This is a genomic window from Muriventricola aceti, assembly GCF_025567565.1.
GTDB lineage: Bacteria > Bacillota > Clostridia > Oscillospirales > Oscillospiraceae > Lawsonibacter > Lawsonibacter aceti.
On record NZ_JAOQKF010000008.1, the window covers coordinates 50,592 to 65,808 of the forward strand.

7 protein-coding genes are annotated in these 15,217 nt (G+C 62.2%); all 7 read right to left on the reverse strand.

Annotation, left to right across the window (positions count from 1 at the left end; genetic code table 11):
• Nucleotides 1-14: 14 nt before the first annotated feature.
• The 7 genes from OCV64_RS09755 to OCV64_RS09785 are packed head-to-tail and all read right to left on the reverse strand — an operon-like array spanning nt 15 to nt 15,212.
• On the reverse strand, nt 15-551 hold the full coding sequence (locus tag OCV64_RS09755) for a hypothetical protein (protein ID WP_024723650.1): 537 nt from the start codon (nt 549-551) through the stop codon (nt 15-17).
• Nucleotides 552-568: 17 nt separating this feature from the next.
• Nucleotides 569-1,876, reverse strand: a complete 1,308-nt coding sequence (locus OCV64_RS09760) for a hypothetical protein (RefSeq protein WP_262669907.1) — start codon at nt 1,874-1,876, stop codon at nt 569-571.
• A gap of 13 nt (nt 1,877-1,889) precedes the next feature.
• Nucleotides 1,890-2,261 (reverse strand): hypothetical protein, encoded by a 372-nt coding sequence (locus OCV64_RS09765; protein ID WP_024723652.1) that lies wholly within the window; start codon nt 2,259-2,261, stop codon nt 1,890-1,892.
• Nucleotides 2,262-2,268: 7 nt separating this feature from the next.
• On the reverse strand, nt 2,269-4,542 hold the full coding sequence (locus OCV64_RS09770) for a phage tail protein (RefSeq protein WP_262669908.1): 2,274 nt from the start codon (nt 4,540-4,542) through the stop codon (nt 2,269-2,271).
• Nucleotides 4,543-4,545: 3 nt separating this feature from the next.
• Nucleotides 4,546-5,307, reverse strand: a complete 762-nt coding sequence (locus OCV64_RS09775) for a phage tail family protein (RefSeq protein WP_130849677.1) — start codon at nt 5,305-5,307, stop codon at nt 4,546-4,548.
• Nucleotides 5,308-5,310: 3 nt separating this feature from the next.
• A complete protein-coding gene (locus OCV64_RS09780) occupies nt 5,311-14,838 on the reverse strand; it encodes a tape measure protein (RefSeq protein ID WP_262669909.1) in 9,528 nt (3,175 codons plus the stop codon).
• Complete coding sequence (locus OCV64_RS09785; protein WP_024723656.1) at nt 14,835-15,212, reverse strand: HK97 gp10 family phage protein; 378 nt, start codon at nt 15,210-15,212, stop codon at nt 14,835-14,837. Before OCV64_RS09785 ends, OCV64_RS09780 begins: the two co-directional genes overlap by 4 nt.
• Nucleotides 15,213-15,217: the final 5 nt, after the last annotated feature.

Genomic DNA, 15,217 nt, shown 5'->3' on the forward strand with positions numbered 1-15,217 from the left:
TTAAAAATATTTGTTTACGGCTCTTCGCCGAAAACATCATCGAGAATGTCCTCCACCTCTTCGTTAGTGGCGGTATTGTCCGGAGCCTCAGGATTTTCGGGAGGTATCCAGGAGGACTGGAATGCATTGTCGAGGACTTCCTGAACCTCTGCATCTGTAGCAGTATTTTCCCGGATGACCTCAAGGATCTGGGCCTTCACGTCTCCATCGATGTGGGTGGGCGGCATCAGTTGTGTGGGGTCAAGCGCGTACATGATCTTGCTGGCCAGACACCATACCGTGTCTTTCTGAACCCCATCCTTAATGCCGGAAACTCCGATTTTGAGATTGATTCCGGCCCGTTTCAAACACTCAGCCGGAATAATGCATCGGTCATCCGTCAACGCCACAGGCGGCTGCTGTACGCCGCCGGCTTCAAAGACAGCCGATTTGGCATAACCATCCCAGCTCTGATCAAAGCGGAACTCCACAATATAGAGCTTGTCGGAGTTCTGTACCAGACTCTCATCCTTGACCAGATGGGCATAGGTTGCTTTCACTGCGATCTCCATGGGCTTCGCCTCCTTGCTTACTGAATGGCCCCGTTCCCCGACAGCTCCAGCCGGATCAGGTTGACCGTCAGGTCCGCCGCCGGCTCTGTGTCGCAGGTCAGGGTGAGAAAGCCCGAGGTGGTGATGTTCTTGGGCTGCACATTGCAGTCGAGGAACTCCTCCTTACAGGCTTCGTCCGCGCTGAGGAAATACTTGTGGGTGCCCAGGGCCAAAAGCCGCTCGTCCGCAATGGTGACGCTCCCCTCCGACCACCCCTCGGCGGGGATGACCAGGTCGAAGGAGATACCCAATACGTCGCCGGCGCCCGTACCGTTCAGGCCGTTGTAGACCGAAATGGTGTAGGTAGACCCGTCTGTCATATGCACCGTGTAAATATCCGTGGTGCCCGGCGAGTGGTCACCCTTGGTCAGCCGGATGTCCTGGATGCCCACGCCGATGGGGCCTTGCAGCTCACAGCTGATGTGGCTGTCGTAATAGGCCCCTGTCTCCGCGTCCCAGATCCACCAGGTTCCATTTTGAGGCTTGGGCGGCTTGCCGCTGTACTGCTCCGCTTTGGCTGCGCTTCCGGCGGCCTCTGCGGCGCTGTCAAGGGCGTCGGCCTTGGCCTGTTCCGCGGCTGTCCTGGCCGCTTCTGCGTCCTCCTTGGACTGGGCGGCGGTCAGGGCGTCCTCCTCGGCGCTCTCTTGGGCGGACAGGGCGGCTTCCTTCGCCGCTTCCGCGCCCGCTTTGGCGTCTTCCGCCTTGGTCTCCGAGGCCTTTGCGTTGGTTTCACTAACCTTGGCCGCGTCCCGCGCCGCCTCCGTGGCGGTCCTGGCTTCCTGAGCCGCTGCGGCGTCTGCCGTGGCTTGGGCACCCAGGGTCTCCACCTGATTGCGGACCTCCTTAGCCCGCTCTTCTGCCGCCTTGGCTTCGGCCTCGCTGAGAGCAGCGGCGTTCTTGGACTCCTCCGCCTCTCTGGCCTGTTGCAGAGCCGTCTGCTCTGAGGCCTTGGCATTTTTCTCCGAGGCGCCGGCCCGCTCCGCCGCGTCAACGGCGAGGTCCGCGTACCCCTCCGCCGCAGTCTCCGAGGCTTTGGCGTTGGTTTCAGACTGGGCGGCTTTCCCGGCGGAGTCCAGGGCTTCAGCCGCCTTCTGCCTGGCGGTGTCCGCCTCGTTCTTGGCTTTTTCCGCGGAGGCCTTGGCGGAGTCCTTGGCCGTGGCGGCAAACTCCATGGCGCTGGAGGACTCCTTATTCATGGCGGCAAGGGCGTCGTGGATGGAACCCCGCACCTCCTCACCGTAGATCGCCTCCAGAATCTTCTTCAAAAAACTGCTGATGTCGGCCAAATCGGACCACCTCCTAATCTTCCAGCATCCAGTCGATGGCCAAAATTTCCTCCCCCGTCAGGTTCCCCTCCGCTTCGCTGTACTTGGCGGTCATCAGCTCCACCTCATGGGTCATCTCGTTGAAGGGAGCCAGCTCGTCACAGAACGTCTTGAAATTGGGGGACTCCATTTTGAGGACAAAGGTGGGCTGCCCCCGTTCATCCTTCCCTTCCTCTCCGTACTTCTCGATCAGGCTGAGGCGGATGGTCTCATATTCCACCAGGGAGTTGGAGAGAAAGCGGTAGTTCCGGGCGGCGATGTAACCGATCCGATCCCGCCGGGACAGCAGTGGCTTGAGTGAGTGAAGCCGCTCAAACACTTCGGAATTTTTTAACATTTTCTTCATGGCTGTGTCATGCTCCTGTTCCTAAATCCAGACCTTGGACGTCTGCGGCGCTGAAATCCACGATTCCCTCGAAGTAGACGATCCCGTTTCGTCGCTGGCCAATGGTGATGTATCCGCCGCAGGGGCTGTAAATGTTGATGAGAGGGGCGTCGCCCTCGAAATATTCGATGGCCAGCATGTGGTAACGGCTGCTCCCGAAAGGGCCGTAGAGGTTGAAGCTTCCGAAGTCGCTCCCGGCGACGATGTTGAATTCCTCGCCGTAGAACTCGCCGCCCTCGATGACCGGGGAACGGATCGTGGTCTGGTCGATGTAGGTGCTCTTGATGTACCCCGGCATCTCGATGGAGTCGGCCAGCTTGTAAGCCCGGTTCGCCCGGTCGTAGGCCAGCTCCGCCTCATAGTAGGCGTCGTCCGCCAGATTATAGGCGTTGTTCGCCAGGCTGTACGCCGGGTTGGAGTGGAGGTTCTGGTTGTTCACCTGGGCCCAGTTGATGGTGCTCCCGGCCCCCATGGTCACCTGGCCGTTGATGGTGATAAGGCCCGTCGGCCCCACGGCGAAGGTGACCGCCCCAGTGCTCTTGTTGGTGACGGTCAGGCCGTACAGGTCCAGATATCCGGCGGTAAACTTCTCTTTGGCCAGGTCCATCATGCTGTTGCCGTACTTGTCCAAAAAGTCCTCCGCCTGCACTGTGCCGCCGAAGGTCCCCTTGGCTCCTGCCAGCGTCCCCGCGAAGGTACCCCGCCTGGCGTAGAGGTTACCCTGCTCGTCCACGGTGAAGTTTCCGTTTCCGATGTTGATGGAGCCCTTCTTCATGGTCAGGGTGCCCTTGTCCAGGTCCAGGATCACGTTGGAGTTGTAGTCCCGGATGACGCCCACCCGGAGCACGTTGCCGTTCAGCACCCCCGCTGTGATGTAGTCGGCCACGATGGCCCCGTCCATGGTGATGGCCAGCCCGAAGGTCTTTCCCCCGTCGTTGGAGTAGCCCAGGCCGTTCATGTTCCACTTCCAGAGCTTGTCAGCCTTGGTGTAGTCCCGGACGTTGGAAATATAGAGGGTGTCCGAGCCGTGCTCGTCCCTCGTGATGGTGATGTAGCCCGTGGTGGCCATATTCATGATGTGGGTGGCGTTCTCCTGGGCCTCCTTGAGGATGTTGTGGGCCTTGGGGAGGTTTTCGATCTTGTCCAGCACGGCGGCGTTGGTCTGGTTGCTCACGCTGGTAAGGCTCACCTGTACCGAATCCCCCATTTTGAACTGGGTGTTCTCCGGGGCGTCCAGCGGGATCTCCAGCCTGGTCACCGGGAAGAGCCGGTCCAGCCCGTGGGGACGGGAGATGACCCGGATCTCGTCCAGCAGCTTCACCGCCTCAGTCTCCACGTCCAGATAGTGCAGGTCCAGGGCGGAAAGCTCCAGCTCCAGGTTGTCAAACTGAAGGTCCGCCAGATACTCCCTGGCCTTCTCCAGCAGCACCTGGGGGTCGCTCACATCGTCCCAGTTCACCGTCTTCGCGATCCAGCCATGGCTCGTCACTGCCTCGTCTGATTGGACGTACAGGCTTCCGCCGTTCACGCTCTCCACCGTCAGATAGGCGTCCAGCGCCTCGATGGGACTGTCGTCCAGCCGGTTTCCCAGAGGGACGATGGCCGTGGCGTACTCGGCGGAGTCCCAGTTCCGGACAAAGTCCAGCAGGTTGGACCCGAACTGGATCACCTGGCTGCATGTGTCCGGGTAGTCCTTCAGATAGTCCAGATACCGCACCCCGTCCGCCTTGCGCACCCGGAGATGGCCGCCATAGGCTTCCACCAGGGCGTTGAGTGACTCCAGGGTCTTGCCGTAGTTGGTGTAATAGGTGGGGAAGGCCTCATCCACCACCGTCACCGCCCCGATGGCGAACCGGCGGTTCTCACCCACCTGCCCGTTATGGACGGCGATGAGCTGGTCGAGGTACTCCCGGACCGATTTCCCGGCATACTCCGCCGGCGGCTGGACCGAGTCGTTGAAGAAGGCCAGCTCCCCCTCGCAGTAGAGCACCCGGTTGTTCCAGAAGTCCCGGCTCTCCGACAGGGCCCGTCCCGCCCAGACTTCTTCCCCGTTCTTCTTCACGGAAATATCTGTGACCATGCGGACGATGGTGTCGTAGGCCGCGTTGGTGGGCGGAAGGGTCATCTCCAGAGACCCGGCGGCGCTGTCCTCCAGAGTCAGCTTGGGGTTGACCACCTTCATGTTGTCCAGGGAAAAGACGTCGTTGTAAATGCACACGCCGTCTGCATAAATGCTATACATGGGTCACAACCTCCCCTGTCTGAAGTCCACGGAGACGGACCCCGTTCCCGTGTCGCACCACAGCTCCAGCGTGGCGCCCAGGTCGCCGAAGAACACAAACTCCGGGAACTGGATGACCCCGTCGGGGAGGAGCTTGGTCTCGTCCAGTCCCAGCGTGGGGTTGATAAAGCGGATGTGTACTCCCCGCTTATCCGAGCTGCTCACCCGGAACACGGGGCACACCGGGGCCCGCCCGAACAGCAGCGCCGCCAGCTTCACCGCCCGGACCTCCGTCGTCACCGCGATGTCCTTGAACACGGCGGGGCGGATGACGCCATTTTGAAAGTTGAAGGGGTCCCACAGCCAGTCGTCCGTGGAGGACAGGACTGACCACTTGTAGGGCCCCACGTCATAGTCGATGGTGATGCGCGACCAGTCCTTCTCCGACTTCCAGACGTTGACGGTGAACCGCCCCTCGTAAAAATACTCCGGGTCATCCTCCAGCACTGCCCGCAGCTTCTGCCCGTGCAGATAGTCCATGATGTCGGAATAGGCCATGTGCCAGGGCTTGAAGTCGTTCATCACGATAAACTCGATAGAGCCCGTCCGGTTTTGGTACACCGGATACCCGGTCAGGGATTGGGACAAGTCGATGACCCCATCCCCGCCGGGGATTTCCAGCGTCTTCACCTTCTGGGCCGGCGGATTGAACACGGGCCGGGAGGCGGGGACCAGCCGCCAATCATCCCAGGTGTTTTTCCCGCCAATGGTGATGGAATGATACACGGCTCAGTTCCCCCTTCCTCTCCGTGTCGCCCTCTGTCCAAGGGCGTTGTCCATGGGTCCCGCCATCTCACCGACCAGAGTGCCGGTGTCCAGCACGACCCGCATCCGCTCCATGCGCTCCGTCATCTCTGCCATTTCACTGCGCAGGGTGCGAAGCTCCTCAATGATGTCGTCGTTGTCTACCTTGACCGTCATCCGGTTCTCCCCGGAGGCGTTTTGGAACGCCAGGCTGGCCTGTCCCGCCAGGCGGATGGACCGCAGGGGGTAGAACAGGCTGTCGATCTGAGTCGAGGCCCCGGTGAGGTCAGACAGGTCCAGCACCGGGCGTATGGTGGGCCGCATCTCCGCCTCGCCGCTCAGCAGGTCAGGGAGTCCGGCAATGGCGCCGGAAAGGCCGTCCACGGCGGAGTCCGCCATGTCTGCGCCGGCGGCAAAGGACCTTTCGGCATAGCCGGCCAGTCCGCTGACAAAGCCAAGGCCGGTGAAGGACCCCAGCTCCCGGAAGACCCGGGAGGGAGAGTTGATCTCCAGCGTGCTCTTCACCGCCTCCACGCCCGCCAGCGCCATGCTGGTCAGCTCGTCGATAAAGGTGGATTTGGACTGGGCCACGCCCTGGGCGAGGCCGGCGGGAATTTGCTGTCCCGTCTCTGTCCACCCGGCTTCCGACAGGATTTTCCGGGCCGCCTCGGTCATTTCCGCCATCTTGGCTTCCGTGTCCCGCTTGATCAGGCCCACATTTTCTGAGAATTCCTGCCGGAGGGAGGCCAGCTGACGGCTGGTATCCTCCTCCAGCTGGGCCATTTCGCTCTGCCAGGTCAGCCGGTACTCCTCCAGCTCCACCGCCGCGTCCGCCCGGAGCTGCGCGATCTGCTCCTGGGTCTCCACCCGAAGCCCCTCCAGTTCCGAGGTCGCCTGGTCACGGGCCTGGGCGTGCTTGATGGACCAGAGGGAGACATACTTCTCCAGCTCGTCGTCGCTCATGGAGTTCAGCGCCCGGATCTCTTCGATGGCAGAGGGCCCCATCTCCTGAAGCTCCGCGATCAGGTCCGAGTCAACGCCCCTGGCGGAGAGCTGACCCAGAATATCCTGCCACTCGCCAAACTCCTGGACCTGACCCTCCAGATTCTGCATCAGCGTTTCACTGCTGACCGCTTCCTTCTTCGTGACCTCATCAAAGAGGCCGTAGGACTGGTACAGGCTCTTGGTCCGGGACTCCACCGCGTCCTGATACTGCTGGTTCAGGGATTCGATGTCCCGTTCCAGCTGCTCGTTGATGGACTTGACCTTGTTGGCATAGGCCTCCTCCAGCTGGATGCGCCGCTGGTTGGCGGACTCCTGAACGCTCTGCACGTCGGCGATGTACTGCTGCTGGGCCTCGTAGATTTCCTGCTCCAGCCGGTAGACCTCCCGGTCCAGCTTCTTCCGCTCCTCGGTGCCCTTGGCGTACCGGCTCTGGACCCGCTTGTAGGCGGCCAGCTCGTCGGCCAGGCTCAGACGGTTGTAATACTTTTCCTCCTCGATCCAGTCCATGGAGTTCTGATAGGACTCGTCCACAAGCTGGTTGCGGAGGGTGAAGACCTTCCGGTCTAACTCCATCCGTTCCTTGCTGCCCTCCAGATACCGGGCCTGCATCCGCTCATAGGCGGCCAGCTCCTCCTCGGTGCTCAGACGCTTGTAATACTTCTCCTCCTCGATCCAGTCCAGGGAGGCCTGGTAGGTGGCGGAAACCAGTTCATTTTGAACCCGATAGACCTCCCGGTCGATCTTCATCCGCTCCTCACTGCCGGCCCTGTACTTCTTTTGGAGGTTTTCCCATCCGGCCAGCTCGTCCATCAGGCTCAGCTCGCCGTAATACTGCTTCTCGTTGATCCAATCCTCAAAGGCATCGACGCCCTTCTCGCTGACGGCGATCACCTCGTCGATCATGCCGGAGGCGGCCTGTGCGGCAGGGACGATGCTGTTGTTGACGCCGATGGCCAGACCCTCGCCCACGTTTTCGCCCAGATGGATGAATTCCCGGGAGGGGGAGTGGCTGTCCAGCGCCTTCTTTGCCGCTTCCAGAGCGGCCAGGCCCAGGCTTCGGCCGGCGGACCTTGCGCCGCCCAGCTTGGAGTTGATGCCGTTGATAAAGCCCTGCCCGGCGTTCTTTCCGGCGGTCTCGAACTCCGGCTTCATGCGGTTGATGTTGGATACGGCGGTGAAGAGCACCGTCCTCATCGCGTCCCCCACCGTTCTGGAGTGGGCCGTGATGGATGCCCCCATGGTCCGCATCATATCCGATGTCGATGTCCGGATGGCCGGGACCTTCCCGTCCACAATGTTCGCCAGCGACTGGACCACCGTCTCCATGGCCCCGTTTGTCACGGGGAGGTTGGAGAGGACGGCGCCGCTGACGGTGGACAGCATACTGGACACGGCTTTGTTGACCGTGTCGCCGCAGTTGTAGAAAGCGCTGGTAAAGCCGGAGATGCCGGCGTCTCCCATCTTCCTCATGCTGTCGGCAAAGCCGGTCAAACCGCTGGTGTTGACCCCTGCGGCCCCCTCAGCCAGCTCCAGCAGGCTCCACACCTGTGCGACCACGTCAGCCATCCGCCCGGTGTCGATGCCGGAGATTTGGCCGTAATAGTCCTTCATGGCCGCGCCGAACTTGGAAATATCCCCGCCAAAGGAGGCCAGCGTCTGGTCTCCGCCGAACCACTTGTCAAACAGACTGCTGTCCGGCAGGCCGGAGGCGAGGTTGGAGAGCGCTTCCGCTGCGTTGGCCGAGGCCGTCACCGCGTCCGCCTTCACATTGCTGATGGCCTCCGCATAGGCGGAAAGGTCCGCGCCAAACAGCGTCAGGTCATCGCCAAAGGTGGCCAGGTCGGTCCCTCCGGTAAAGAAGGACAGCAGGCCGCCCGTGTTGGGAAGGGCCTTTGCCAGCTCCACCAGGGCCATTCCGGCGGAGCCGGAGCTTTCCACCGCTTCCGGCCGAATATCCGCCACGGCGTCGCCGTAGGATTTCATGGCCGCGCCGAAGGGGATGATGCCCGCCGCAAAAGCGGCCAAGTCCTGGCTTCCGTTGAAGAATTCCATCACACCGCCTACCAGGGGAAGGGCCTCTTGCAGCCGCGCCAGAGACTGGGCGGCAGTGGCCGAGGCGGTGATGGCTCCGGTGTTGATGTCGGCCACGGCATCCCCATAGGACTTCATGGCCGCGCCGAAGGGTACGATGCCGGCGGCAAAGGTTCCAAGGTCGTTGCCTCCGTTGAAGAATGCCATGACCCCGCCCACATTGGGCAGGTCGGTTTGCAGCTGTGCCAGCGCCTGGGCCGCCACAGCGGAGGCCGTGACCGCGTCGGCGTTGATGCCGGAAACCGCTTCGGCATAGGACTTCATAGCGGCCCCAAAGGGCACGATGCCCTCCGAGAATACCCCAAGGTCATTGCCGCCGGTAAAGAACTCCATAAGCCCGCCCACCTGGGGAAGGGCCGCCTGGAGCTGTGCCAGGGATTGAGCGGCAGTGGCAGAGGCCTCTACCGCGCTGGAGTCGATGCCGGCCACCGACTCGCCGTAGGCTTTCATCGCTTCGCCGAAGGGGATGATGCCCTCGGAAAATTTCCCAAGGTCATTCCCGCCGGTGAAGAATTCCATGATGCCGCCTACATTGGGGAGGGACGCCTGGAGCCGGGACAGCGCCTGAGCCGCAGTAGCGGAGGCGGATACCGCCCCGGCATCGATGCCGGATACGGCGTTTCCGTAGGAATTCATGGCCTCGCCGAAGGAGAGAATCCCCTCTGTGAACAGGCCAAGATCGTTGCCCCCGGTAAAGAAGCTCATCACCCCTCCCACATGGGGAAGAGATGCCTGGAGCTCTGCCAGGGCCTGGGCGGCGATAATAGAGGCGGAAACCGCCCCCGCGTCCATTCCGCTCACCGCGTCGGCATAGGCCTTCATGCCCTCTCCAAAGGGGAGAAGGCCGTTTGCGAAGGTCTCCAGGTCGTTGCCGCCGGTAAAGAAATCCACCACGCCGCCAATATTGGGCAGCGAGGCTTGCAGCTCCGCAAGGGCCTTCGCCGCAGTGGCGGAGGCGGTTACGGCTGCGCTGTCCATGCCGGTCACGCTGTCGGAGTAGGCCTTCATCGCCTCCCCGAAGGGCACCAGCTGTTCCCCGAAGGTCTCAAGGTCGTTGTCGCCTGTGAAGAAGGCCACCAGGCCCCCGGTGTTGGGCAAGGTGTTTGCCAGCTCCACCAGGGTCTGTCCGGCGACCGTCGAGCTGGCGACTGCGTCGGTATCCAGCCCCGTCACCTCCTGGGCATAGCTTTTGATGGACGCCCCGAAGGACACCAGCTGCTCGCCGAAGGTGGCAAGGTCGTTGTCGCCAGCGAAGAAGGCTACGGCTCCGCCGGTGTTGGGCAAAGTAGCCGCCAGCTCCGACATGGCCTGTCCGGCAATGGCGGAATTGGTGACCGCCTCCACATCAAGCCCCTTGACCGCGTCGGAATAGGCTTTGATGGCCGCTCCGAAGGGTACGAGCTGTTCGCCGAAGTCGTCCATGTCGTTGTTGCCGGCAAAGAAGCCTACCGCCCCTCCTGTGTTGGGGAGGGTGGCAGCCAGCTCCGCCATGGCCTTACCGGCGATGGCAGCATTTTGAACCGCGTCGGTGTCCAGCCCCTTGATGCTTGCGGCGAACTTCATCATGGAGCCGCCGAAGCCCACAAGCTGGTCGCCGAAGGTCCCCATGTCGTTCTCTCCGGCAAAGAATCCCGCGATGCCGCCGCTGTTGGGCAGGGTCGCGGCCATCTCAGCCAGGGTCTTTCCAGCGATTGCCGCCGTGCTGACCAGGTCGCCGTCCAGTCCGGTAATGCTGTGGGAGAATTTCTTCATGGCCTCGCCGAATGGCACCAGCTCCTCGGCAAAGGTGGAAAGGGACGAGCCGCCGGTGAGCCAGGAGGTCAGACCCTCCAGCAAATCGGCCGCCGTAATCAGCATGATCGCCCCGGTGAGGGCCTTGACGCCCTCCAGCATGGCCGGGTCGATGCCTCTTGCCCCGTCGATAAAGGGCTGTATGTTGGTCATAAAGGCGGCCAGGTCCATGCCGATCTGGGGGAAGGAACCGGATACCCCGCTCATAAATCCACCCACGATGCCGCCGATAAAGCCGCCGATGGCGTTCCCGATGGTCTGCAAGAGCTGACCACCCTCGCTGATGAGCCACTCCAGGCCGGGGATCTGCGCCAGCGCGCCCACCGCCGCCAGAACAATGGCCAGCTCTGCGATAACAACGCCCAGACCAAGCACACCCACCATGGCGGAGGGGATCAGTCCGGCCAGAGCGCCCAGCGCCACCATAATGCCGCTCAGCAGGCCGATTCCGGCGATGCCCTTCAGCAGCGCGTCGGTGTCGATGCTTCCCAGCGCCGATACGATGCCGGAGAAGAAGGACATCAGCAGGTCCACCACCGACTGGATCAGGGTGGGCATGTTGCGGGCCAGCCCGTCGATCACCGCGATCAGGAACTGCATGACGGAGTCCACGATCTGGGGCGTATAGGCCACCAGGGCGTCCAGCACCCCGGCAACCAGCTCCAGAGCGCCCTCGGCGATGGCCGGGACACACTCCACCAGAACGTCCACCATGGTGAGGACAAGGGTCTTGACGGCCTCGCCAATGGCGGGAGCGCCATTCGTAATGACCTGCGCAAAGGCCACCACCGCCTCACCCAGCTTCTCCGCAATGGCCGGGATCAGCGCCGCAATGCCTGTGATAATAGAGGTCAGGCCGGCCACGATAATGGCTACACCCGCCCCAAGGGAGGTTGCCAGGGCCGTAACGCCCACCGCAATGGCGGATAGGCCGGTTCCGACAAGGAGCAGACCTGCCCCAACGCCGGCAACACCAACGCCGATCAGAGCGAAGGCGCCGCCCAGGCCAAGAATCGTCGGCAGCAGCGGAGTGAGCAGTGCACCGGCCGTTCCGATGACGGCAAAGGCGCCGGCCACCGTGACCAGCCCCTTGGCAATGGCTTCCCAGCTCATGCTGCCCAGAGTAACCAGCACCGGCGTCAGCACTGCCAGCGCGGCGGCAGCCACCAGCATGGCGGCGGAACCACTCAACGTGCCGTTCATGAAGTTCAGCCCCACAGCCAGCTCCGCCAGAGCCCCGCCCATGGTGACCAGGCTCTTTGCGACAGACTCCCAGCTCATGCCGCCCATGGACCGCATGGCGTCGGCAATGATGTTCAGCGCGGCTCCCACCGCGATCAGGCCCGCCCCCATGGTTACCATATTCCGGGGCATAAAGCGCATGGCCACGGCCACCTCTGCCAGGGCTCCGCCCATAGCCAGCAAGCCCTTGCCGATCTCTGCCAGAGACATCCGCCCGAAGTCCGCCATAGCGGAGGCAAATATCTTCATGGCCGCGCCAATCTCGATCATGGCGGCTCCGGTGGCGATCAGCCCCTTGGCGCTTCCGGCCAGCTTGGTAAAGGCCGTGATCTCCAGCAGGACCGCGCCGATGGCGCTCAGCCCCTTGACCAGCTCGCCAACGCCCATCTGGGCAAAGTCTTTGCAGGCCGAGGCCAGCACCTTCATAGCGCCGGCCAGTACCAGAACGCCCGAGGCAGTGACCACCGACCTTCCGCTGAACTTGGCCGCGTTCATGAAGAGCGATACCTCTGCCAGCAGCACGCCGACGCCGGTCAGACCCTTTGCCAGTCCGGCAAGGTCCAGCTGGGCCAGGTCGGCGCAGGCCGAGGCTAGTATTTTGATTGCCGCGGCAAAGACCACCATCTGGGCAGAACCCTTGATGATGGAGCTTGAGCCGGAGCCCAGCACCTTCGCGGCTGCCACCAGGGCGGCCATCAGTCCGGCGATGCCCGCAAGCCCCGCCGCCATCTGTTCCGGTTCCAGCGTGGCAACGCTTTTCAGCGCGGAGGCCAGAATCAGGACCGAGGAGGAGAGGGCGATCATCGCCGTGGAGCGCTTCATTGTTCCGCGGACATTCAGGTCCAGCTTTCCGAACACCGCCATGGCCGCCATCAGCTCGGTAAAGAGCACCGTGATGGCCCCCAGGGACGCCGTCAGCTTTTCGCTGTCGATCAGGGAAATAGTGAGAATGGATGCGGACAGCACCGCGACAGCGGTCGCGATCTTCAGCAGGGCCTTGGCGTTGACGTCATTCTGCCAGGCCTGGAAACAGCCCTTTACGCCGTCCAGAATCCCGATCACGCCCTCCTTGATGCTGCCGACGCTGTCTGTGACCTCCCGGAAGGAGTCCAGGAACTTCTTAATGCCCAGGGCGATAGCACCCAGGGAGACGCCGTTCAGCAGGTCGATGACGCCGCTGAAATTCGCGTTGCTCAGGCTCTCCACCAGTGCGCCGGCAAGGCCGCCGAATACGCCGATGATGCCAGAGACCAGGGTCTTTGCGCCGTTGAAAATGGTCTGGAGCATTTGCAGGAATTTGCTGTTCTCCAGGGCGGAATCCATAGTGTCCGCCGCGTCGCTGACCCCGCCGCCCAGGCCGCTCACCGCGTCGACGACCTGCCCAATGCGGGTCTGGATGCGTCCCAAAAGCGCCTGGAAGGATTCCAGGCCTGGGGCAGCAAAGGCGTCGGCGAGAAATCCGGTCAGTCGCTCGATCCCGGACACAACAAACTCCAGCGCCGAGGCGACCGTCTGGGCCACCATTCCAAAGAACTCTCCCTGCTTGGCCGCCTCGTTGATGCCGACCAGGAAATCTCCGATCCCTGCGGTTATGGTGAGAATGCCGTCAGCCAGGGAACCGGCTCCGCTGCCCAGAGGCGCCAAAGCGTTGAAAATCGCCAGAGCGCCCTGCCGCACCAGGTCCAGCACTGAGAAAAGCCCCTTGAAGGTGCGCCCCAGCTTGTCCGCCGTCTCCTCGGAGAGGGTCAGCCGCTCAGAAAAGCTGCGGAGAGTCTCCGTAAGAGAGTACAGCTGGTCGGCGGTTGCGGGCGGAAAGATTTCGCGGAATGCGTCCTTGATGGGGGTAATGACGCTGACCAGGCCCTTAGCCGCATTCCAGACCGCCTGGATCAGGTTTTCCCGTCCGGAGGGGCGCAGGATCTTTTCCGTAAACTCCTCCATGGAAACCGAACCATTTTGAAGTCCCTTGTCCAGGGCTTCAATCTGCTCGATCATCTCCGCGGTGTATCCGGCCGCCTTGCGCTCCTCCTGGGACATGCCGGTCATCTTCTCCCGCAGGTTATGGACCGCCTGCGTCAGGGTCTCGGAGGATACGACCCCGTCCGTCAGCCCCTGCTTCAGCGCGTCACTGAAGCTCTCCGAGTCGGCCACCAGCTTGTCAAAGGCGTCGCCGCTCTCTCGGGCCACCTCCTGGATGGATTCAATGAACCCGCCCTCATCGGCGATGCCCTGGTCCAGCAGCTGCTTCCAGCCGGAGCTGAGACCGCCGCTGAGTAATTCGTTTCTCGCCTGGGAGGTCTCGCTGATCACGCCGCCAATGGCGTCGGACACCTCGGTCAGCACTTCCTTGGCTTCCTCAAAGTCGCCAACCAGGATTTCCCATGTGGTGGTCCAGCCGGACTGAGCGCTCTCCTTCAGGGTGTCCCAGAGCTGGGTAAAGGTCTTGACCTTGGTGGCGGCGTCCTCCGCCGTCTTCGCCATTTGGGCGATGTCCCGGGCCTGGGCCTCCGAGAATCCCTGCTGGATCAGGTCGGCCTCGCTGTACGCGCCGGCAAACTGCTTCAGGGTCTCGGTAAGCACCTCTGTGGTGAGCCACTCGCCTCTGGTGAGGGACTCCCGGAAGGAGCCGTACATATTGATGGCGTTCTGCGCGCCGGTGCCCAGCAGCTCGGAGGTGCGCACCAGGGCGTCCTGGAACACCTTGCCGCCCATACCGGCGTTGACCACAGAGTTCCAGTCCATCAGGGAGACCTTGCCTGCGGCCAGGGCCTGGGAGAGCTGGTACATGGCTGTGGATGCCTGCTGGGAGGTGGAGCCCGAAATGGCCGCCAGGTTAGCGATACCCTTGATGGAGTCCACCGAGGTCCGCAGGTTGACGCCGGCCGCGGTGAACGTGCCGATGTTCCGGGTCATCTCGGTAAAGTTGTAGATGGTCTTATCCGCGTAGGTATTCAGCTCATCCAGGGCCCGGTTCACCTGCTGGAGGTTGGTCCCCTCGTGCTGGGTGTTGGCCAGGATGGTCTGCACCGCCCCGATCTGGGTCTCATACTCCTGAAAACCCGTTTTAATGGGGTCGATTGTCAGGGCGGACACGAGCCGCTTTCCCGTGTTCACCGCCGAATTGGTGATGTTGGAAAGAGTCGTCATGGCGACGACCTGGAACGCCGAAAATTTGGCCTGGACCGTCTCCACAGACTTGCCGAGGACGGACATGTCGCACCGCTTCGCCGCGTCCCCAAGCCCGTCAAGGCTCTTGGCGGCGTTGTCCAGGTCCAGTCCCCGCTTGAGTTTGTCCAGCGTAGACAGGCTGGTCTGCACGTTCTGCTCGAACTGCCGGTTATCAAACCGCATTTCAACGATTCTCTCGTCGATCGTCCTGCTCATGACCGAGTCACCTCCTTCCAGGCGTATTCTGCTATCTGGTCAAAAATAGGCTGGATCGCAGGGTTGATGTAATCTCTTCCCTGTACCCAGCCTCCGGTCCCCGTGCCATGCCCGTATTGGAGAAGGATGGCGATGGGGACTCCATTTTGAATGTTGGAATTGTGAAACGAGATGGTGATGGTGTTGTTCTTGTTGGTAATCTCGTAATACCAGGAGGCGGCCGTTTCTCCGGAGTCAACCGGGGTTGCGGACGAGAGGGCCGCCACCCCCGCCCGGCCATACTTGTTCAGATCGCCGAGACGGACGGCCTCCTTTGCCCGTTCCATAAACCGGGTCAGCTTCGAGAAATCCCCCGTATGTCTGAAATGGATCACGTTCG